The organism is Photobacterium lutimaris, from assembly GCF_003025555.1.
In the GTDB taxonomy this organism is placed as follows: Bacteria; Pseudomonadota; Gammaproteobacteria; order Enterobacterales; family Vibrionaceae; genus Photobacterium; species Photobacterium lutimaris.
In genome coordinates, this window is sequence record NZ_PYMH01000002.1 from 706570 (window position 1) to 729855 (window position 23286).

At 47.9% G+C, this 23286-nt stretch carries 17 protein-coding genes; 8 read left to right on the plus strand and 9 right to left on the minus strand.

Translation table 11 applies throughout. From position 1 onward, the window contains the following. Positions 1–264: 264 nt before the first annotated feature. Positions 265–1773 (minus strand): fumarate hydratase, encoded by a 1509-nt coding sequence (locus tag C9I99_RS08720; protein WP_107348455.1) that lies wholly within the window; start codon positions 1771–1773, stop codon positions 265–267. A 263-nt stretch (positions 1774–2036) separates the two neighbouring features. On the opposite strand from C9I99_RS08720, the gene pabB reads away from it, so the two are divergent. From pabB to C9I99_RS08740, 4 genes are all read left to right on the plus strand, one after another. Beyond that, complete coding sequence (gene pabB, locus C9I99_RS08725) at positions 2037–3440, plus strand: aminodeoxychorismate synthase component I (protein ID WP_107348456.1); 1404 nt, start codon at positions 2037–2039, stop codon at positions 3438–3440. A gap of 138 nt (positions 3441–3578) precedes the next feature. Next, positions 3579–4187 (plus strand): CoA pyrophosphatase, encoded by a 609-nt coding sequence (locus C9I99_RS08730; RefSeq protein WP_107348457.1) that lies wholly within the window; start codon positions 3579–3581, stop codon positions 4185–4187. Positions 4188–4368: 181 nt separating this feature from the next. Continuing rightward, the gene (locus C9I99_RS08735; protein ID WP_107348458.1) at positions 4369–5622 is read left to right on the plus strand and encodes an aromatic amino acid transport family protein; all 1254 of its coding nucleotides are present in this window, start codon (positions 4369–4371) and stop codon (positions 5620–5622) included. 234 nt (positions 5623–5856) lie between these two features. Continuing rightward, complete coding sequence (locus C9I99_RS08740; protein ID WP_107348459.1) at positions 5857–7218, plus strand: L-serine ammonia-lyase; 1362 nt, start codon at positions 5857–5859, stop codon at positions 7216–7218. A gap of 95 nt (positions 7219–7313) precedes the next feature. Here C9I99_RS08740 and C9I99_RS08745 read toward each other — a convergent pair whose 3' ends face one another. From C9I99_RS08745 to C9I99_RS08765, 5 genes are all read right to left on the minus strand, one after another. After that, on the minus strand, positions 7314–8282 hold the full coding sequence (locus C9I99_RS08745; RefSeq protein ID WP_107348460.1) for an ADP-ribosylglycohydrolase family protein: 969 nt from the start codon (positions 8280–8282) through the stop codon (positions 7314–7316). Between the two features lie 345 nt (positions 8283–8627). Next, the gene (locus C9I99_RS08750; RefSeq protein WP_047879424.1) at positions 8628–9215 is read right to left on the minus strand and encodes an acetate uptake transporter; all 588 of its coding nucleotides are present in this window, start codon (positions 9213–9215) and stop codon (positions 8628–8630) included. A gap of 432 nt (positions 9216–9647) precedes the next feature. Continuing rightward, positions 9648–10925 carry a hypothetical protein gene (locus tag C9I99_RS08755; RefSeq protein ID WP_107348461.1) on the minus strand — a complete coding sequence of 426 codons (1278 nt, stop codon included), beginning with the start codon at positions 10923–10925 and terminating at the stop codon, positions 9648–9650. A 218-nt stretch (positions 10926–11143) separates the two neighbouring features. After that, positions 11144–11866, minus strand: coding sequence for an oxygen-insensitive NADPH nitroreductase (nfsA, locus tag C9I99_RS08760; protein ID WP_107348462.1), 723 nt, complete (start codon positions 11864–11866; stop codon positions 11144–11146). A gap of 120 nt (positions 11867–11986) precedes the next feature. After that, positions 11987–13186, minus strand: coding sequence for an iron-containing alcohol dehydrogenase (locus C9I99_RS08765; RefSeq protein WP_107348463.1), 1200 nt, complete (start codon positions 13184–13186; stop codon positions 11987–11989). 292 nt (positions 13187–13478) lie between these two features. Between C9I99_RS08765 and C9I99_RS08770 the strand changes: the two genes are divergently transcribed. The 4 genes from C9I99_RS08770 (at position 13479) to C9I99_RS08785 (ending at position 17913) form a co-directional block, all read left to right on the plus strand. After that, positions 13479–13742 (plus strand): GrxA family glutaredoxin, encoded by a 264-nt coding sequence (locus C9I99_RS08770; protein WP_107348464.1) that lies wholly within the window; start codon positions 13479–13481, stop codon positions 13740–13742. Between the two features lie 199 nt (positions 13743–13941). Beyond that, a complete protein-coding gene (locus tag C9I99_RS08775; RefSeq protein ID WP_107348465.1) occupies positions 13942–15624 on the plus strand; it encodes an aspartate:alanine antiporter in 1683 nt (560 codons plus the stop codon). A 271-nt stretch (positions 15625–15895) separates the two neighbouring features. Continuing rightward, positions 15896–16570 carry a response regulator gene (locus C9I99_RS08780; RefSeq protein WP_107348466.1) on the plus strand — a complete coding sequence of 225 codons (675 nt, stop codon included), beginning with the start codon at positions 15896–15898 and terminating at the stop codon, positions 16568–16570. Further along, on the plus strand, positions 16570–17913 hold the full coding sequence (locus C9I99_RS08785; RefSeq protein WP_107348467.1) for an ATP-binding protein: 1344 nt from the start codon (positions 16570–16572) through the stop codon (positions 17911–17913). Before C9I99_RS08780 ends, C9I99_RS08785 begins: the two co-directional genes overlap by 1 nt. 73 nt (positions 17914–17986) lie before the next feature. On the opposite strand, the gene fabV is transcribed toward C9I99_RS08785, so the two are convergent. The 3 genes from fabV to psrA form a co-directional block, all read right to left on the minus strand. Further along, positions 17987–19189 carry an enoyl-ACP reductase FabV gene (fabV, locus tag C9I99_RS08790; protein WP_107348468.1) on the minus strand — a complete coding sequence of 401 codons (1203 nt, stop codon included), beginning with the start codon at positions 19187–19189 and terminating at the stop codon, positions 17987–17989. 198 nt (positions 19190–19387) lie between these two features. Further along, positions 19388–21664: an acyl-CoA dehydrogenase gene (locus C9I99_RS08795; RefSeq protein WP_107348469.1), complete on the minus strand. Its 2277-nt coding sequence runs from the start codon at positions 21662–21664 to the stop codon at positions 19388–19390. Positions 21665–21752: 88 nt separating this feature from the next. Continuing rightward, entirely contained in the window at positions 21753–22427 is a 675-nt protein-coding gene (gene psrA, locus C9I99_RS08800) for a TetR family transcriptional repressor PsrA (protein WP_107348470.1), read from the minus strand. Between the last annotated feature and the right edge of the window lie 859 nt (positions 22428–23286).

A 23286-nucleotide genomic window follows, 5' to 3' on the forward strand; every position in this document is an offset into this window, starting at 1 on the left:
CTTATTAAACATAGCAACGAAACTAACAGAGCGTTGATGAGACAACGATAGGCCACAACAGGAAATCAGGAGATGTCAGTAATAATCAGGTAAAGGAAACTTAAAATAGACGAATCTGTGATTTTTTGAGGCGAATTCACCTATTTTTATATTACTCAATAACGAATCCCCTTTGGCTGTCAGCCCAAACAATAAAAAAAGGAGCCTCTCGGCTCCTTTTTCAGTAGATGAAAACCATCTCACTCGTTTTCTAAGGCGATGAAATTAGCTCTCAAGCTCTGCAATTTTCACTTTCCAGGTATCCGGCCCGGTCTGGTGAGCATTCACCCCTTCAGCATCTACCGCAACCGTTACGGGCATATCTACGACGTCGAATTCGTAAATCGCTTCCATACCCAAGTCTTCAAACGCGACCACGCGAGCCTGCTTGATTGCTTTAGCCACTAGGTAAGCAGCACCACCAACCGCCATGAGGTAAACGGCCTTGTGCTGCTTGATTGATTCAATCGCTGCAGGACCACGCTCAGCCTTACCGATCATGCCGGTGAGGCCGGCTTGCTCAAGCATCATATCGGTGAACTTGTCCATACGTGTCGATGTCGTAGGGCCCGCAGGACCGACAACCTCATCACCGACAGCATCAACAGGACCGACGTAGTAGATAAAGCGATTGTTGAAATCAACCGGAAAATCTTCGCCCTTGGCTAGCATATCCTGGATGCGCTTGTGTGCCGCATCACGGCCTGTCAGGATTTTTCCTGATAGCAGTACGGTCTCGCCAGAACGCCAATCCTGCACGTCTGCTTTGGTAATTTCATCAAGGTTGACACGGCGTACGTTGTCTCCAACTTCCCATGTCACTTCCGGCCAATCTTCAAGCTTAGGCGGAGAGAGATCTGCCGGGCCTGTACCGTCCAGGGTGAAGTGCACATGGCGTGTCGCCGCACAGTTCGGGATCATACAAACAGGCTTGGAAGCCGCGTGCGTTGGTGCGGTTTTGATTTTGACATCCAACACAGTTGTTAGACCGCCAAGGCCCTGTGCACCAATACCCAGCTTGTTTACTCGGTTGTAGATATCCAGACGCAGTTCTTCTTCTGCATTCTGTGCACCTCGCTCTTGCAGTTCATGGATATCAATAGATTCCATCAGAGATTCTTTTGCCATTACTGCTGCTTTCTCGGCGGTACCACCAATACCGATACCCAGCATACCCGGCGGACACCAGCCAGCCCCCATTAGAGGAACGGTTTTTTCAACCCATGCCGCGACATCATCCGATGGGTTTAGCATCACCATCTTGGTTTTGTTCTCAGAGCCGCCGCCTTTAGCCGCAACCTGAATTTCAACTTTATCACCTGGTACCATATCAATATGGACAACGGCTGGCGCATTATCCTTGGTGTTTTTACGGCTACCGGCTGGATCGGCTACGACAGAGGCTCGTAGCGGATTGTCCGGGTTGGTATACGCTTGGCGTACACCTTCATCAATCATTTCCTGTACAGTCAGATCGCTATCCCATTGTACATTCATGCCAATTTTGACGAAGCAGGTCACAATCCCGGTATCTTGACAGATTGGACGGCGGCCTTCAGCTGACATACGCGAGTTGATAAGGATCTGAGCAATCGCATCTTTCGCAGCTTGGCTCTGCTCTTTGTTATAGGCCTTTTCCAAAGCTTGAACAAAGTCGAGCGGATGGTAGTAAGAGATGTACTGCAGCGCATCGGCTACACTACTAATCACATCTTGTTTACGGATGACGGTCATATCTGCCCTCGTTGATTTTTTATCATTCCCTGGCGCCCGATTTTTTGCTTCCAGTGTAGGGGGTGATTCACATTAGAAGTAAGTAATGCAACCACACGGCCATGATCCTCATGGCATTTCTCCATCCAGCTTATTTAAGTGCTACCAGCTAAAAATAATGCTTTCAGGACGTCCTTGGGCGTCGGATTAAATTCTGCGTTTATGATACTCTTGCGAATAATTTCGCGCCATGCGCCAGACGTACACCTGTCACAAAAAAGAAAATGATTTGTAAATCACATCCAGAACTGAGTATCGAACAACTCGACTACCACAAAAACGCCTCGCTAGCGTGGTTTGAATCGTTAGCGGGCCAGCCGTGGGCTATGATATTACGCTCTGCAGCTTCGGATCATCCAGATAATCGATTCGACATATTAGTTGCTGATCCTTTAGCCACTTTAGAGACATATGGTGAAACAACCCGTATTAATTTTTCAAATGGTGATGAAAAGTCCAGCAGCGATGACCCGTTTGCTTTGCTCCAAGCACTACAAGCACAACTGCTTCCATCGACAACCCCTTTGAAAGATGTACCTTTTATCGGGGGGGCCGTTGGGTTGTTCAGTTATGATTTGGGGCGACGGGTCGAAAAAATAGCGACCACTGCCCAGCATGATATTGCCACCGCTGATATGGCAGTAGGCATTTACGACTGGGCACTCATTGCCGATCACCTCACCGAACAGCTCTATTTAGTCTCTCAGGAAGGCAGTGACCGCATGCAATGGCTGCAACACCATCGCCACTGTGCAGAGCAAACAACTGCCGCTACCAATTTGCAACACCCTGCTGCTTTTGCATTAACATCGCCGTGGCAAGCCAATATGGATAAAGACGAATATTGCACCAAATTCGACCGTATCCAGCAGTATTTGCTATCCGGCGACTGCTACCAGATCAACTTAACCCAGCGTTTTTCAGCCCGTTACCAGGGTGATGAATGGCAGGCGTACCGCTTACTGGAAGAACGAAACGGTGCACCTTTTTCAGGTTTTCTCCGCACCAGCGACAGTGCCATCCTTTCTGTATCACCGGAAAGGTTTCTTCAGCATCGCGAAGGCCATATCGTAACCAAGCCTATTAAAGGTACCCGCCCACGAGATGCCGATCCTTGTCATGACAGGTGGTTGGCCGATGATCTACGCTCTGCGGACAAAGATCGCTCCGAAAACTTGATGATCGTTGATTTACTGAGAAACGATATCGGACGGGTCGCCAAGCCGGGCACGGTGAAAGTCCCGTCACTGTTCGATATCGAAAGCTTTCCTGCTGTACACCATTTGGTGAGCACCGTAACAGGTGAGCTTGATCAGCAATACACAGCAACCGACCTGCTGCGTGCCTGCTTCCCTGGGGGGTCGATTACCGGGGCGCCGAAAGTCAGGGCAATGGAAATTATCGAAGAACTAGAGCCAAATCGACGCAGTGCCTATTGCGGAAGCATTGGCTATATCAGTCGCTGTGGACAGATGGACACCAGCATCACCATTCGCACCTTGGTTGCTAGCAACCAGTCACTACACGTCTGGGCCGGCGGTGGCATTGTAGCGGATAGCCAAGCGGACAGTGAGTACCAGGAAACACTCGATAAACTGAGCCGCATCCTGCCCGTTCTTCAGAACTAATCTCGCTTTACGGCACCAAAACAGCACAAGACCAAGACGAACATCATGTTTGTCTTGGTCAAAAAAGAAATTCACTAAGTGGCTGTTTCAACATCTATAGTTATTAGTATGCCGTAATAGCGACACCACGGAAGGTTTATGAATATCCAACAACAGATCATCACCCGCTTCTTATTGGCTCCGCAAGCCAACTACGACCAAAGCCACACGCTTCGTGTTCGCCAGTACAATCAGGAAAACCGTCCATTAAAACCGGCTGCGGTCTTGATCCCGCTTGTCCCCCGCCACGGCTCTTTCAGCATGATTTTCACCCGTCGGGCTGAACACCTGAAACACCATCCGGGACAAGTTTCATTTCCCGGCGGAAGGTATGAGCCACAAGATATTGATTTAATTGATACCGCTTTACGTGAAACGCAAGAAGAGACCGGGATTTTATGCAACCGTGATAGCATTATTGGACAACTGCCAAGCTTACCAACAATCAGCGGTTATATTGTCACACCCTATTTATCGGTGATCGCACCGGATTACAGGCCACATCTGGATCCTAACGAGGTTGATGAGCTGTTCGAAGCCCCTATCGAACATGTATTAAACCCGATGAATATACGGATACAAAAAGTTACCTTGAGAGGGAAAAATCACAATATTTATTCAATTCCATTCAGCAAATATTCAATCTGGGGAGCTACAGCCCAGATGCTCAAACTACTGTCAGATCAGCTCTGGTATGAGAAAATCTAATCTGACACGTTAATTCCCCTAATTTTACCCCACCAGCAAGTGTGATCAAGGTCACACTGAATTGTATTGCAATTTCATCCAGCTACAGAACGAGATCTTGATCAAGGTTTTCCTGCAATAAATCACGAAAATGCGCCCCGTTCCTAATTTCCGTTCCGTAATTAACTTTGGATATATAATCATGCAAACATCTACAAGCACCGCAGCAACTACTGCTGCAAAAGCAGGATGGACGTATAAAGACATAACATGGGCACTTTCTCTATTCGGTACTGCTGTTGGTGCTGGCGTATTGTTCCTGCCAATCAAAGCGGGTGCTGGTGGTTTCTGGCCGCTTGTTATTCTTGCCCTACTTGCTCTTCCAATGACTTGGTTTGCTCACAAGAGCTTGGCTCGTTTCGTTCTTTCTGCGAAAAACCCTGAAGCAGATATTACAGATACTGTTGAAGAGCACTTCGGTAAAGCTGGCGCAAACATCATCACTTTTGCTTACTTCTTCGCCATCTACCCAATCGTTCTTATCTACGGTGTAGGTATTACCAATACTGTTGATTCTTTCATGGTTAACCAGCTAGGTATGGAATCTCTTCCTCGTTGGATTCTGTCTGGTGGCTTGATCATGGCCATGACTGCAGGTGTTTTATTCGGTAAAGAACTGATGCTGAAAGCAACTTCAGCGATGGTTTACCCACTAGTATTGGTTCTACTAGCACTATCTGTATACCTAATCCCTGATTGGAACGCGTCTATGGTTTCTGTTAGCCCTGACTGGAGCGCAATGCCTTCAATCATCTGGCTAGCTATCCCAATCATCGTATTCTCGTTCAACCACAGCCCGATCATCTCTCAGTTCTCTAAAGAGCAGCGTCGTGTGTACGGTGAAAATGCCGTTCAGAAAACCGACATGATCACTGGTGGCGCAGCAATGATGCTGATGGGCTTCGTGATGTTCTTCGTATTCTCTGTTGTACTATCTCTATCTCCAGAGCAGCTAGCTGACGCACAAGCACAAAACATCTCAGTACTGTCATACCTAGCAAACATCCACGAGTCACCAATGATTTCCCTGATGGGTCCAATGGTTGCTTTCGCTGCAATCACATCTAGCTACTTTGGTCACTTCCTGGGTGCTCACGAAGGTCTAGTTGGTCTAGTGAAGTCTCGCTCTGACATGTCAAAGAGCAAGATCGAGAAAATCTCTCTAGGCTTCATCGTCGTAACAACTTGGATTGTCGCAGTCGTTAACCCAAGCATCCTGGGCATGATTGAAACAATGGGTGCACCAATGATTGCAGCCATCCTGTTCCTAATGCCAATCTTCGCAATGCAGAAAGTACCAGCAATGGCTAAGTACAAGACTTCTGCTCCAGCACAGATTTTCACAGCGCTATGTGGTATTGCGGCGATTACTTCTGTAATCTACGGTGCACTATAAGGCTCGTTATCATCAACTTAATGATAATTAACCCGCACGAATTGAATTAGTAAGAAAATGTGCTACAACGCATAGTCTTCTGACTCAAATTCCGTACAATAGAGACACTAAAGAGCAGGACGCATTTGCCCCTGCTCTTTTGTTTTAATTATCCCGCCAAGGAAGGGGCGGGAATGATAAAAACTATAACAGTCTGGCGGTAACTAGATAGCTACCGTGACTGAGGTATTAGCAATGATCAGTGTTTTTGATATCTATAAAATCGGTGTGGGTCCTTCCAGTTCACACACTGTCGGCCCAATGAAAGCAGGTAAAGAATTTATCGATGACCTGCGTGCCATGGGCAAGCTTCGTGACGTGACTAAAATTACCGTGGATGTTTACGGTTCGCTTTCTCTAACCGGTAAAGGTCACCACACTGATATCGCAATTATTATGGGCCTGGCTGGTAACAGCCCTGAGCATGTTGACATCGACAGCATCCCTGGTTTTATCACCCGTGTTGAAGAGACAGAGCGACTACCCGTTGGCATGCACTGCCACACAGTAGACTTCCCGCGTGAAGGCGGTATGAACTTCCATACGACCAACCTTCCTCTTCACGAGAATGGCATGACCATCAACGCCTTCATCGGCGAAGAATTAGCTTACACCAAAACTTACTACTCTATTGGTGGTGGTTTCATTGTTGACGAAGAGAACTTCGGCAAAGCATCAGAATCATCAGTTAAAGTTCCATACATGTATACCACAGCCGACGAGCTGGTAAACCAGTGTAAGGAAAACGGTCTGTCCGTCAGCTCAATGGTAATGTCCAACGAGCGAGCGATGAACGCCGAAGACGAAATCAACACGTACTTTGCCAACATCTGGCGTACCATGCGTGAGTGTATGGATCGCGGTATGAACGAAGAAGGGATCCTGCCTGGTCCTCTGCGTGTACCACGTCGTGCGGCCGCCCTTCGTCAGCAACTAATGACAACTGAAAAGCTAAGCAACGACCCAATGACGGTTGTTGACTGGGTGAACATGTATGCGTTCGCGGTTAACGAGGAAAACGCAGCTGGTGGTCGCGTAGTAACAGCACCAACAAACGGTGCCTGCGGTATCATTCCTGCCGTTTTGGCTTACTATGATAAATTCATCCAGACAGTAGGCTCGAAAGAGTACACGCGCTACTTTGCTGCATCTGGCGCTATTGGTGGTCTATACAAGCGTAATGCTTCTATCTCTGGTGCTGAAGTAGGCTGTCAGGGGGAAGTGGGTGTGGCTTGTTCTATGGCGGCTGCAGGCCTTGCAGAGCTGATGGGTGGTAGCCCAGAACAAGTTTGTATGGCGGCTGAAATCGCAATGGAACACAACCTTGGCCTAACTTGTGACCCAGTTGCTGGTCAGGTACAGGTTCCATGTATCGAGCGTAACGGTATCGCAGCGGTTAAAGCAATCAACGCTTCACGTATGGCACTGCGCCGCTCTTCTGAGCCTCGCGTATCACTGGATAAAGTTATCGAAACGATGCTTGAAACAGGTAAAGACATGAACGCAAAATACCGTGAAACCTCTCAGGGTGGTCTAGCAATCAAAGTTATTTGCTAATCCAACCCGCAATAAAAATTGAAAAGCTACCCGATGGGTAGCTTTTTTATACCCGTAATAGTGCAACCCATCAGCGTACGACTGAGCCTCGGTGGTTAAAATGCCCCACCCGCGCTATGCAAGAGCTGTTCAATATCTTCAGCCAGCGCTTCGCTACATTGCAGCGTAGTAACCCATGATATTGGGATCCCTTGGCTGTCACCAAAGCCATAGCATGCCCCAGCAATCGCCCCAACCAATATCCCGCGGCCACAGCTATCACCGCCTACGGCAATATTTTTGAGTACCGCCTCGGTATAACTCGAACTGTTTTGCAATACCCAAGCGGCCACCGGCAGGCTGTCGGCAAGGTGACAAGCACTGTTGGCAATGGAAAAAACATGCGAAAGATCGTTCACATCGCCGCTGAGCACCCGTACCTGCTCGATCTTTTCCTGTACCACTTCGGGGCATTTTACTTTCAGGACATTGAGTACAGGCTCCATCCGCCTTGAGCGTAGTGCTTCATTAAGGGCGCTGGCAAATGCCTTGGCGCAGACCAGAGCCTGTTCGTTTTGATGAGTAATACCGACAATCCGGTCTATTTCGTTTTCCAGCTTCTCAGATGGCATCTTCAAGGCAACCAAGGCGGGAACAGCACATAATGCTGGGTTCTGATCATCATCGCTCCCGGAGTCTTCCGGCCAGTCCTCAGGCGGAAGGGAAAACAGCGACAGTAACAAAGCTTTGGTCGGGCTATCGACATAGCCAATGAACTCCCCGCCAGGGCCGAAGTAATCGATAATTTCCTGCTGCAAGCGATGGGTGTCAACGTCAGGCTCACTGAGCAGGCGAATATACAATGCCAGCCACTCACCGTAAATCGTCAGCTCGCCAGCTGTGAGCTTATCATGGGCATAGTAGCCTTCGACCCCTTCATAGTGGTGGGCATCGGGTTCAATAAAAGGAAAGTGCGGTAGGGACTGGAGGGTGCGGATACGTTCCGGTGAATAGATCCAATGAGTACCCATGCTGGCAGCATCTGCGACGAGGGCTCCCATCAAGGCTGCATAACGTTGTGCCATATTCTCATCCTTTCATGAGCTACACGCGATGCAATAAGCTTATACCAAACTGAACAAAATTCTGACCCAGCGACAAGAAATAAAAAACCCGCCGTAAAGGCGGGTTATATACCCAAGCTACTTCAAGATGTAGATTCAGCGAGAATTTATAAGCTTATAGACAAGGCATTGTTTTGAAGATCTAGTGACTCTAAATCAAGAAACAATAACGATGTATAGAAGCTTAGAAAACTCGCCCTTCGGGAGGGTGTCAGCGCATTCACTCCTTCGTTGAATGCGCTGACAACCCTCTGAATCCTGCACCTTGAGGTAACTTGGGTATAACAATCAGCGATTAGCTAAATATTACGCAGCAGCTTTAAGTGCCTTGTCTTTTTTCAGCTCGCCAACAGGCAGGATAGTACGGCCGTATTCGTTGTTCAGTACCTGCGCCATTGCGAAGTAAATCGCACTTGCACCACAGATGATGCCTTCGAAGCCTGCGATAGTACCGATTAGCGCGCTGCCAGTGAAATCACGTGCTGCTAGCAGGAAGAACAGGACGGTTAGAGAACCGAATACAAATTGCTTAGCACGTGGGTAGCACAGTGAACCGATGAACATAAAGCCTGTGAAGATGCCCCATAGAAGTAGGTACCAACCCATGAAGCTAGCAGGGCTAGCAGGCAGACCCATGTACGGCATAACAATCAGACCAACCAGTGTCAGCCAGAACAGACCGTAAGAAGTGAATGCTGTGGTACCAAACGTATCACCACGCTTGAAGCACATCATGCCTACGATAACTTGGCTCAAGCCACCGTAAAAAATACCCATAGCTAGGATCATCGAATCAATTGGGAAAAAGCCCGCATTGTGGATGTTCAGAAGGATGGTAGTCATACCAAAGCCCATAAGACCTAGTGGTGCTGGGTTAGCTAATTTCGTAGACATGTTTTCCTCAAATAGGAGTGGTTCAACAAAAATGATAAAAATTAAAATATGGGTGCATCAATCAATGCGCGGCGAATTCTAAAGGACGAAGACAGGCAAATCAAGCCATAAGCCGTGCAAAACTTAACCAAACTCAAAAAAAGTTTTAATTTTCCACTTTTCTGTAAAGCAATTTTTAATCACCAATCATGAATAAGTGTTAATAAATGTAATCCTATAGAGTATAAACAACACTCAAAACCCAATAAAAATAAAATAAATCATACACTTAAAACAACCACCAGCATCCAACCCTGTCATAAAGTGTCATAACACGGCATTTTGTGTGCCTACTGTCCTATCTCGCCATGAGTCTAGGCTTCGGGCAAAAAAAAGCAGCATAAATGCTGCTTTTTCAGGCGTATTGACTTTCAACTCAAGAGGAAGGAGTGATCATATTTCCTTACCCTCATCCTCTTCATTCGCCGCGACTGCAACAGCACTGCTATTACTTTCAGCCTCACCCGCTTGCTTAACCGCATTCATGTGCGCAGGCCGTGCTTCCAACTCGCCAGTATTGAGCAACCCTGTGGCTTGCTGATCTTGCAACGGAACCGCTGGTACTGGTGGAATGGCCGATAACTGTGCTTGCAGCTTGGCTATTTGTTGATTCTGCTTTTCGATCAACCCCTTTAGGGTCTCAAGCTGAAGCTGTTGCTGATTGGGTTTCGCCTTGCGCTTGACCAACTCATATTGCTGGCGTGTATCAGCAGCATCCGAACTTAATCGCTTGGCTTGCTCTGCCAGCGGTTGGTCACGCAAGTCGGAATCATTGAGCGCCTTAGAAATACCAAGCATCTTCCCTTCAATGGCAAGAATATAATTCTCATATTCATCACGGTTACGATCACGAAGGTATTTCACCTCCTCGGCAATATGCGCAGCATGGGCCAGTTCAAACTCGATGCTAGAAACGACCTGGTTGATAGCATCAAAGGCTCGTGGTTGATTATCGATTAAGTCCTTACCTGCTTTAATTTCATCTTCCACCGTTGAATAACTGAGCGGAGCATAATAGCGGACATCTTCTCGGCGCAGCTGGCGCAGTGCTTCCTCTTGTGGGGCAATATAGATACGCTTTATCACCCTCACTTCCAAACTGTGGGCACGTGATAGGAATTCAGTCTGCTCTTCGCGAGCCCGATTGAGGTTGCCCCGAGCCACAAAGGAAAATAAATTGCTATAAAAACGGTTGAGCCGAACAAACTCACTGCGATAGTGGGCATTGGCATCAATCGAATTCAGGTAGGCCAATTGAGTCATTGCCGGCTCCAAGACCCTGTCGGCAATTTTTTTGAGATCCACCAATTCGGTATAATTGCTCTTTACTGCCTCTATGTCATTGTAGAAACGATCCAGATACGTCACGGAAGAGAAAAGTGAATAACTTTGATTGGCTAGGTCTGGCGAAGATTGAATATCTTTGAAGAGATTGTCGGCGCGCTGCCAACTTTCCATCATAGTGGTATATCTTTCCGGGGCATAAAGCATTAGCCCCTCTGCGTCGACAAGGGTATTGCGCCAATGGCGGTGAATTTTATCAGCAGACTGAAGTACGCTTTCAACATTCACTTCCGTTGATAATCCGTTGTCATTATCTGGCGTGCTTGCACAACCAGCGAGCAAAGCAGCCAATAATGCCATGCTGGCTACTTTCCCAACATACTTCATAAATATGTGTTCCGATTCTTTTTCCAGCCAGAGAGATTGTTCAGGCCGGTTATTATTGTCTTTTCTCTCGATATTCTATCTGACTCACTGTTTTATAAAAAGTTCATCGGCTTGTTTTATCGAGTTTTGAACAAAACTTGACATAAGGTCAACTTTTTCGCGCATATTACCGTCAGGTTTTGCCATCTGATCAAGCCGCATCAAAGTGTCAGGCAATATTATTTTAGGCTAAATCCTTGGCCTTCAATAAACTGTTTCATAAATGGACGGGCTTCTTTATTCAGGGTCCCAGAAATTTGCTCACTCCAAGACATATCTTTACTGCCGCCAGAACGGTGTTGGTAATATTTCCTAACATGCTGGTCGTAGCAGGCCAGTATCTCCCGGTTTAACGGGGCATAACTGTTTTCGTGCACGACAAGCGACCGGGGAAGACGGGGTTTGATCTCCGGTGATTGGGCCGGATGGCCAAGGCAGAGGCCAAATAACGGCAGTACATGTTTAGGTAGGGATAATAGCGAAGAAACGTTATCGGGATTATTTCTCAAACCACCAATATATACCCCCCCCAACCCCAGAGACTCCGCCGCCAAGAGGCTATTCTGGGCCATTAACGCCGCATCGACGGCACCAATTAAGGTTTGTTCACTGAAACCCAGTTTTGCTTCAGGGTAAATCTGTTGATGACGATTGTAATCAGCACAAAAGACAAAAAATTCGGCTGCACTGGCGACATATTCCTGACCGCCAGCATATTGTGCCAACAGCAACCGCTTTTCATGGTCTGTTACCCGAATAATACTGACACACTGAATGAAGCTAGATGATGACGCTGCAATAGCACAATCCAAAATGGTATGACACTGACGTTCATTTATCGGTTCAGACGTGAATTTTCGGATAGAGCGGTGCTGCAGAATGGTTTCAATCGTCTGGTTCATACATATCCCTATAACAGTGAGCCTCACGGTGACTACACCACTTTATCATAGGTGCCCGCTTTGACCCACCGCTATACCTTATCCGCCTGTAAATCGGTATTAGGAATACCGCATTGCCATTTAATTCTCCTGACTATACAGGTCATCAGTGGTCATTGCGTTCTGTGCTTTACATGGGCATATTTGATTGAGAATACTTAGCAATCGCTCTTTGTTCAGTGGCAACGGATTCCCCTTAATGGAGTTGGAGAGTAATGCATCTTCAGCCACCTCATCAAACATCACATTACAGAAGCCATACTCAGTCACAGACGGTAAATTCAAGCGCTTGAGTGTCCGCTTAGTCCAGTCAATACCGTCAATGATTTCTGCATTCATCCGGCCCGTCAGAATACAAGCCAGTTGGCGGTAACGGTTGAGAACATCGGCTCTGCCCGCCTCGCGCGCGGCCAAGACATTTTCCTGCATAACATATGGGGCCAATTGAGCGGTGATCAAACCATGGGGTGCGTGCAACCGGCCCCCCAGTGAAGAGGCGAGTCCGTGAGCGGCTCCCAATTTGGCATTCGCCAGCGCCATACCGCCCAGCATAGCGGCAAAGGCCATATCCGATCGGGCACGGGGATCGTCATCTTCACAGGCAGCCAAAATAGCACCTGACAGCCGTCTCAGACCTTCCTCACACACCATATCGGTTAATGGGTTGGGTTCGCCGCAGACATAGGACTCCATCAAGTGGGTAAAGGCATCCATCCCGCAGCAGCCTGACATGACCGGCCCCATGCCGTAGGTCAAAGTAGGATCAACAATTGCCAGGTCCGGCAACATCTCAGGGCTACGCAGGCCGACTTTGACATTTTCCTGGGCCGAGCGGAGCACCGCACTCTTGCTGACTTCCGACCCCGTACCTGCGGTGGTAGGAACGGCAATAAACGGAATAGGCTTGGCCTGCAACGGCACGTTACGCCCAACAACCTCTACGTAGTCATAGACACTGCCTTGGTTGGGAATTAACGCGGCCAAGGCCTTCCCAGCATCAAGTACGCTTCCCCCACCAATCGCCAGCACCATATCGGGCCGGAATTTCCGCCCCATCGCCGCCATCTCTTCCACCATCGCAATCAAGGGCTCGCCATGCACTGCCACTTGCTGATAACGCATCCCCTGCTGCTTGAAATAACTGATCAATGGTTCCGCTCGGACACTGTCCCGCCCCGTCACAAGCAGCACACTGTAGCCAAACTGGTTTAACGTCGACAGCGAGTTATTCAGTGCGCCTTCTCCGAATATAATCCGGGTGGCCGTCATAAACTGGAACATAAACACTCCATTACGTATTTTTGTTTAATTATGATCGAGTGTGACCCTCTGCCTATTCCTGTTTTTGATTCTGAGCAACTTTTCACCATTGAATACCAGTATCGTGACCATAACCTGCTGGCTGTCACACTTCATCCCAAGCAACATAACGCCTCCATTTAAGCTTGTATGCCCGGTACACCGGTGGATTTATCTTCAATCGGTTTTGTCTATAACAGCAAGAGATAAATCCCTCTTTCTCATCCCAGCCAGTCACGTTATAGTAACTGCATCAAATTTAAGGAGAGACGTTATGTTCGTTGTTATTTTTGGCCGTCCTGGTTGCCCATTCTGTGTTCGTGCAAAAGATCTGGCTGACAAGCTAAAAGAAGAACGCGAAGGTTTTAACTACCGTTACGTTGATATCCACGCTGAAGGCATCAGTAAAGCTGACTTGGAAAAAACGGTTGGCAAGCCTGTAGAAACAGTACCTCAAATCTTCATCGACCAAGAGCACATCGGTGGCTGCACAGAATTCGAAGCATATGCGAAAGAAAACCTAGACTTGTTTCAGTAAGCACTAAGCAACAAGTTTGGTAACATTTTTTTAAAAAGGCTGAAATATCAGCCTTTTTTATTATCTTAAGCTTTATTTGCCAGCAAATTAATTCGAAAAATTTCTGTTAATAACGATCATTTTCGGTATGCCACCAACCTAAAATCAGCTAGAATTTCGTCACTTTTATTGCTGGTCCCTCGTTGCGGAAAAAACTGTAGTGAACATCGATGTCGCCGCCCTTCTCCATCAGAATGATATTCTGTTGCTCTTTGTTGTACTTGCTGTTGGCCTGTCGGCCGGAAAAATACGCATAGCGAATATGCAATTAGGTAACTCTATCGGAGTTCTCATCACTGCCCTTCTTTTTGGTAATGCCGGTTTTACCTTTGACTCCGAGGCGTTGAATATCGGCTTTATGCTGTTTATTTTCTGCGTTGGTATTGAAGCCGGTCCTAACTTCTTCGGCATTTTCTTCCGTGATGGTAAACATTATTTAATGCTCGCGCTGGTGGTGATTCTTTCAGCGATTGTCATTACGGTGACCATGAGCAACTATCTAGGTCTCGGCTTAGGCTTGAGTACTGGTTTAATGGCGGGCTCACTGACAGCAACACCGATATTGGTCGGGGCAAAAGATGCTCTGGCCAGTGGGTTATCCAATATCTCAGATCCTGACAGTATTCAGCAGATCATCGACAGTATCAGTGTTGGCTATGCCATGTCTTATTTAGTTGGTTTGGTCAGTGTCATTATGCTGGCCAAATTGATGCCAAAACTGCAAAAGCAAAACTTGGCCGAATCATCTCAACAGATCGCCCGTGAACGCGGGATCGGTGAAAGTGCCCAGCGCAAGGTCTACCTGCCAATTATCCGAGCCTATCGGGTTGGCCCCGAGCTGATCAACTGGATTGATGGCCGTAACCTGCGCGAACTGGGTATCTACCGCCAAACCGGTTGCTACATCGAACGGATTCGCCGAAATGGCATTTTAGCGAATCCCGATGGTGATGCTATCTTACAGGAAGGCGATGAGATCGCGCTGGTGGGCTATCCAGATAGCCATGCCCGCTTGGATCCGAGCTTTCGTAACGGCAAAGAGGTTTTCGACCGTGATCTGCTCGACTTGCGTATTGTCGAAGAAGAAATCGTGGTTAAAAACGACAGTATTGCGGGTAAGCGTCTGTCAGAGCTAAACCTATCGGAATACGGCTGCTTCCTCAACCGCGTAGTCCGTGCCCAGATAGAAATGCCAATGGATCATAATATCCTGCTGAGCAAGGGAGATATTCTTCAAGTTAGTGGCGAGAAGAGCCGTGTACTCGGGCTCGCCGAGCGAATTGGTTTTATCTCGGTACATAGCCAGATTGCTGACCTGTTGGCTTTCTGCTGTTTCTTTATCATTGGCTTGCTGGTCGGTACCATCACCATGACTTTCGGGCAGATTGCCTTTGGTCTAGGTAGCGCAGCCGGTTTGCTTGTGGCAGGGATCACCCTTGGCTTTCTGCGGGCCAACCACCCGACTTTCGGCTATGTACCTCAGGGCGCACTGAACATGACCAAAGATCTCGGCCTGATGGTCTTTATGGTCGGCATTGGCTTGAGTGCCGGCTCCAACTTATTCGACTCGTTATCGCAAGTCGGCTTGGCGGTGTTCTCGGCAAGCCTGATGGTGAGCGTGATCCCGGTTGTACTGGCTTACCTGTTTGGGGCCTATGTGCTCAAGATGAACCGCGCCTTACTGTTTGGGGCGATTATCGGTGCCCGCACCTGTGCACCGGCAATGGATATGATTAATGAACATGCCCGCAGTACCATTCCAGCGCTTGGCTATGCCGGCACCTATGCCATCGCCAACGTCCTGCTGACCATTGCCGGGACACTGTTTGTGATCCTCAGTTGACGGCCATTGACCAACTAACCTGTGGTTTTACAGCCTCATAGGCACAAGACAAAATAACATGCCCCCAGCACACTCTTGCTGGGGGCATTTTTTTGCTTAACAGACAAGTGGCGAGTCAGCACAGATTCAGTCCCTATCATCTAAGCTATAAAGAGCTAAATTCTCCGTATATCCCTGATTAGCACCACAAATTGCTAGGAAATATTCGCCACCTCTTACTCTATTCAGTATATTGGTTGAATAGAATGAAAAACTATTGGTAATCAAAACTATGCGTATCCTTATTGTTGAAGACGACCCGATTCTGAGCCACCACTTAAAATCCCAACTGAGTGAAATGGGCCATCAGGTCCAGTGTGCCGCTACGGCAGAAGAAGGTCTCTTCTTTGCCCAAGATTACCCAAACGATGTGGCTATCGTTGATATCGGCCTACCCGATCGTGATGGTATCAGCCTGATCAAAGATATGCGCGAGAAAGGTTTACGCCTGCCAATCCTGATTCTGACTGCCCGCTCAAACTGGCAAGACAAAGTCACTGGGCTTGAGGCCGGTGCCGATGACTACCTGGTTAAACCGTTCCAGAAAGAAGAAATGGTCGCGCGACTCAGTGCTCTGGTCCGCCGCAGTGCAGGCTTTGTCAAGCCAGAGATGACTGCCGGTGATATCCGTGTCGACCTGCTGGCCAAGCAAGTCTTTATCCAGGAGAATCTGCTTGAGCTAACCGCATTTGAATATGACTTGCTGGAATACCTGATGCGCCATAGCCGCCAGGTCGTCTCCAAACAACGCCTGCTGGATGTACTTTACGAAGATCAGGAAGGTGATCCAAACACTATCGAAGTCATGATCAGCCGCTTGCGTAAGAAGTTCACCAATAATGGGCAGGATAACCCGATTTCAACCATCCGTGGCCAAGGCTATATTTTCGAGCTTCAAGCGCAATAATGAAGAGGATTATCCAACCAAGGCTCCGCCGTAGGGTCCTCGTCACCTCGGTGGCGATTATTGTTTTGATCACCTCAGCACTTGCTGGGGTGATTAACCAGCTTTATAGCCAAAGTTATATGGCCGCCTACTCATCTGAGCTTGTCGCCCAGATGCCAATGGTTGTCGCTCAGTTAAACCGAGCGGGCCTGATCAAAGATGTCGACAAATGGATTGACTCCGTTGACCCATCCGATACTGATTATATGTCGGTAGTGTGTGACAAATCCGATCACACCATTTGGCTTTCCGATGAGGCCAAAGAAGCCAACATCGGTAATATCTGTGGCGAGTTACCCGACAGCATCCCGGTTCCAACCTTGGTCGAGACCCCGGAAGGCGAAAGCTATATTGCCTATAACATGAGCCAAGAGAGAGAGGGTGGTACGGTTTACCAACTTGTGGTTCTGCGCTCCGGTGATTCCTATGTCTCATCACTCAACCAGCTACACAAGCGTACAACGTTCTATTTGGGGCTTTTTGTTCTTATCGCGATCGCATTCTTGATTGCCGCTTTCCATTGGAGCTTCCAGCCGCTGCGAAAGATGGCTTTACAGCTTGATCAAATGACCGACTCCAAACGGGACAAGCTTGATGATGATTTTCCTATGGAATTACAAGACGTCACCTTGGCGCTCAATCGCTTGATTGAGATCAGCAATGCCCAAAAAGGCCGTTACCGCCATGCGATGGATGACTTGGCACATAGCCTGAAAACCCGACTGGCTGCAACCAACGCCCTACTAGATGACAAAGACATACCGCGCTTTGAGCTCAACCAGCGGGTAATGGAGCAGATCAGCCAAATGGATGAGCTGGTACAGTATCAACTGAAGCGCGCCATGATGGGCCAACAGGGGCTGCAGAAAGACAAGACCGAATTAAAACCGCTCACTGACAGTTTCAGCCGCTTGCTCAGCAAGGTATATAACGAGAAGAACGTCGCATTGCGCTGCTTCTTCAACGACAAATTGACGCTGCCGGTCAACCGAAGCGACTTGATGGAATTGCTCGGTAACCTGCTTGAAAATGCCTACCGCTTCTGTATTGCCGAGGTTCGGGTAACAGTGAAGGAAAAGCCAGATCGGTTTATCATCGTTATTGAGGATGATGGCCCGGGCGTGCCGGAAGATGTGCGAGAAGCCATTTTCCAACGCGGCGTTCGAGCAGATCAGCTCAACCCCGGTCAAGGTATCGGCCTGTCGGTTTGCCACGAGATAGTCATGAGTTACAAGGGCACGATTCATGTTGAATCTGCATCGATTGAAGGCGCAGCCTTTGTGATTGAGCTGCCCAAAAACTAAGCACCAAGGTGCTTTGGTATAAACAAAAAAACCGCCTTCCGGCGGTTTTTTTATTTAAACACTTTGCATGAAATTAGATGTCTTTAACATCAAACTCTGCAATAGGGCTTACGTCAGCACTGTAATCAACTGCTTCGACACCAAAGCCAAACAGCTTCAGGAACTCATCTTTGTATTGCTGGTAGTCAGCAACATCAAATAGGTTCTCGTTGGTGACGGTTGGCCATAGATCACGACAATGCTTCTGAATATCTTCACGTAGTTCCCAATCATCCAGGCGTAGACGGTTTTCACCGTCAACGTCGGCAGCGCTGCCATCAGCCTTGAATAGGCGCTGGGTGAACATACGGTGGATCTGCTCCATACAACCTTCGTGAACACCTTCTTCACGCATCTTCTTGAAGACCATAGCGATATACAGAGGCATAACAGGAATAGCAGAGCTTGCCTGAGTCACGACACTCTTCAGCACGGCAACGTTGGCTGTACCACCCGTTGCAGATAGCTTATCGTTAAGTTCAGAAGCCGCACGGTCAAGGTCCATTTTCGCCTTGCCCAGAGCACCATGCCAGTAGATTGGCCAAGTGATCTCCGTACCGATATAGCTATAGGCAACTGTTTTGCAGCCATCAGCCAATACGCCAGCATCAGACAGCGCATTGATCCATAGCTCCCAATCCTGACCGCCCATGACAGTCACAGTATCTTCAACTTCCTGCTCTGTCGCCGGCTCAATACTGGCTTCAATCAAGACGTCTTTATTGGTATCAACGGCTGTCGCCGTGTAGGTTTCACCCATTGGCTTAAGTGATGAACGAACCACTTCGCCAGAGTCGGGCATTTTACGCACGGGAGAAGCCAGTGAGTAAACCACCATATCAATCTGACCCAGATCTTCTTTGATCAGATCAATCACTTTCTGTTTTGCTTCGTGAGAGAAAGCATCACCATTCAAGCTCTTGGAGTACAGACCTTCTTCTTTAGCAAACTTATCGAATGCGGCAGAGTTGTACCAGCCTGCTGTACCCGGTTTCTTTTCAGTTCCCGGTTTTTCGAAGAACACACCAATTGTTGCAGCACCGCCACCGAATGCAGCAGCAATACGCGAAGACAAACCATAGCCGCTTGATGAACCAACAACCAGCACACGCTTAGGGGCATCGGCAATTGGGCCCTGCGCCTTAGTGTATGCAATCTGCTCTTTGACGTTTTCCTCACAACCCACAGGGTGAGTCGTTGTACAAATAAATCCACGAATTCTAGGTTTGATGATCATTTTCAACTTCCCTTACACAATTGACAGTAGGATAAAAGGTAAATGACAAAATCGCATTAAATTTATGAGCGAAAACGCTAAATTCGACAGTGGTTGGAGGTGTTACGCGCGGAAAGTCACAAAAAATACCAAAAAAAGTGCCACGCGATTGCGTGGCACATGGGAGACACCAGGTTTATTGTTCACAAGGCCTGAGCCTTAGGCTGCTTTCCCCGGTTGTAAGCCGCCTTTTTTAAAGTGGGCAGCAGAGAAGTGATCCACTTGAATCGCTTTCTGTCTGAGCTGCTCAGCATTTTGCATTTTTTCCACTTCAGCTTCTGTGACGATCCCCGCATCAAGGGCAATTTGTAACTTCTCTGTTAATGAAACCTTGCGCGGGATCTCACCGGCTTTAACGGCCTTGGCAATTTTACGCTCAAGATCCTTCACCCCATACATGGCAACAAATGCCCGCTCCATCAGCCCGACCGGATCATCTTCATGTTTACCGACATAGCAAAGGTGAGTCAAACGATCACGCTGCTTACCGGGGCGCATCAGCAACTCGGCAATCTTCACGGCCAGCTCATCCTTCGGTGCGGCATAATGAATGCCAAGCGGGAACAGCAAAGTACGCAGTAAGCGGCCGACTCCCTTACGCGGGAAGTTCGCCAACACCTCATCAAAAGCCACCCCACACTGGTGTAGGCTATGTTGCAGACCGTAGTGGACAAACGGCAGATCTTGCTGCTGACGACCTTCATCTTCATAGCGCTTAAGCACTGCAGAAGCCAGATACAAGTGGCTCAATACATCACCCAAACGTGCCGAGACCATTTCGCGTCGCTTCAGCTCACCGCCCAAGCTCAACATGGCAAAGTCAGCAGCGACTGCCAATGCCCGGCTCATTCGAGATAGCTGCTTATAGTAATTAGCGGTTTCACCACTGACCGGCGAATTGTTGAAACGTGAACCACTAAAGGCATTAAGCAGTGATTTACTCACATTACCAACAGCAAAACCAATGTGGCTAGCCAACAGTTTATCGAAATCCTTGGCTCCTTCCCTGCTATCGGGATTGGCTGCCGCTTCCATCTCGCTAAGTACATATGGGTGACAGCGAGTCGCCCCCTGACCAAAGATCATCAGGTTACGGGTCAGAATATTGGCCCCTTCTACTGTGATAGCAACCGGCATACCAAAGTAGTGGTGGCCAATATAGTTCATTGGCCCAAGTTGAATCGCGCGGCCAGCATGCACATCCATCGAATCATTAAGGATGGTACGGGCCATCTCCGTCATATGGTACTTAGCAATCGCAGTGACGATTCCCGGCGTTTCATCCATATCAAGTGACGTCGTTGTCAGAGTTCTGGACGCCTCTAGCATATAAGTAAAGCCACCAATACGTCCCATCGCCTGCGCGACACCTTCAAAGTTACCAATCGACATACCAAACTGCTTACGGACATAAGCGTACGCACCTGTCGTTCTCGCCGTCAGGTGTCCAACCGCGGTACCAAGCGCAGGCAATGAAATCCCTCGGCCAGCCGACAAGCATTCCACCAGCATACGCCAGCCTCGGCCGACATAATCCTGACCGCCAATAACCCAATCCATCGGGATAAAAACATCACTGCCTCGGGTTGGACCATTCATAAAGGCAAGGTTAAGTGGATCATGGCGCTCACCGATTTCGACACCGGGATGATCAGACGGGATCAGGGCACAGGTAATACCTAGCTCTTTCTTCTCGCCAATGAGCCCGTCAGGATCTTGCAGCTTAAAGGCTAAGCCAAGCACGGTGGCAACAGGTGCAAGGGTAATGTAGCGCTTATTCCAACTGACACGGATACCCAATACTTGCTCGCCTTGGTACTCGTCGTAACACACCACACCCTGATCGGGAATCCCCCCCGCATCTGAGCCCGCTTCCGGTCCGGTAAGCGCAAAACACGGAACATCTTCGCCGTGTGCCAGGCGTGGCAGCCAGTAATCTTTCTGCTCTTGGGTGCCATAGTGGGTCAGCAGCTCTCCTGGCCCCAAAGAGTTAGGTACCATCACCGATACAGCCGCACTCAAACTCTTAGTTGCAATGCGGGTCACAATGGTCGAGTTGGCATGGGCTGAAAAGTCCAAGCCACCGTATTCCTTACCGATAATCAGCGAGAAGAATTTTTCTTTGCGCAGATACTCCCACACTTCAGGTGGCAGATCTTTATCTTCCTGGACAATCTGATAGTCGTTCAACATGTCCAACAATGGCTCTAGCTTGTTGTCGATGAACGCCTGCTCCTCTGCACTCAATGTCGGCTGCGGGTAAGTCAGCAAGGTATTCCAATTCGGATTCCCGCCAAACAACTCACCATCCCACCAAACGCTACCGGCCTCCATGGCCTCTCGTTCGGTGTCGGAAAGTGGTGGCAACACTTTTTTGAACATCTTGAATGCGGGATCACTGAGATAGCGTTTTCTTAGCTTGGTTAACGTACTCATGTTTCAGGTCCTTTTGTCACTTTTATCGTTATTGGTTTTTTGGTCTTACGTGTATACCCAAGTGACTTCAAGTTGCTTGGGTATACCTCTATCGTGTTCCTGTTTGTTGTTCGCCAATCAGCGAAAGCGATTGTTCTATGGGTGCCGCAACGCCTGCTGCCAAGTAAGGCACCAAACGCTCAATCAAATCTTCAGGTTTAACCTGACGGGAAAAGTCATTTTCGGCGATCTCGCACAACGCCGTTGACGATGCCATGGTGAAAACAGATGCCCCGAGCGTAAAGTGCAGACGCCAGAATAAGGTTTCGGGATCCAAAGAAGGGTTGGCCCTGCACACTGCGGTAGTAAATAAAGTCAGAATTTGCTCATAGCGGGTCATGATGAACCAGCGCAAATGGCCTTGAACATCGGTATACCCCCTACCAATCAAAGACATAAACACAGTAGCCCCATTGGTGCGGTGATCATTCAGTGCTAACAGCGGTTCTTTGATACAACGGAACACATCTTCCATTGAGAAATCATCGCGGGTCAGCAGTACTTCCAGTTCTGACTGCAAGCGAGGCATGAAGGTATCGAGGTAACGGCCCAGCACCGCCCTGACCAAGGTTTTCTTATCGCCGTAATGATAATTGACAGACGCCAAATTGACCCCTGCTTTGCTAGTGATGGTTCGCAGTGACGTGTCTTTGAAGCCGTGTTCGGCAAAGAGTAGCTCAGCAGCATCTAAGATACGTGCCTTGGTTTCTCCCTTTCCAGCCATATTCATTCACCCGTATTAAACACTTGTTTAAACTTTACATCTAAGAAACATTTTTAACAAGTCGCAAATATACACCATGTTGTAAGGCATTGATAAATTCGATTTTTAATGTGTAAGCCGTGAAGGTGATCAATGTTTTGCGCGACAGCACAGTGACAAAGTCACAGAGTGGATAATGTCTTACCGGCGTCTCATGCAAATGGATTGAGAACTAGGCAAATAAAAAAAATCTGAGAAAGTGAAAAATTTTTGGAACAAAGTGCACATTCGCGGGTCATAATTAATGCCACTGCTTTTTCTTAGAAGACATTCTTCGAAACCCGTCCCCACCTATGGAGATGGGTTTTCTTTATTTGGTCGCCTGCTTTTATCCACTTATCAATCTTGATTTAAAATCAATCAGTTATAAAAAAATCATGGTTTTTCTATTTTTTTCTGAACCAATGCGCAAATCACCAGTCCTATATAATGACATTTAGATTAAAGACTTATCACAAATTGCTGGCCGCAAATTGCATTTACTCTTTAATCTGCTAATGCCACTGCTGCTAAACTCCTAATTGTATATAGAGCTTTCGCCCACTGATTGTCAGTGGGCTTTTTTTTACCCGATATTTAGACAATTCCTTACAGTTAACTCAATAGAGACACGTACATTCCGTAATGTTTATACCCGTGGCATTTGGTATACATGCCCTTTTTTCACTATCACCAAAAAATTTTAATTTTTTTTGAACCAATTGGATTTCAACCAGTCATATATAGTGACATTCATATTAAAGGCGCACTTTCAGTTAACGACTAACTTCGGAATGATGCGATTTTAATTAAAGATGCCACTGCTGCTAAACTCCTAATT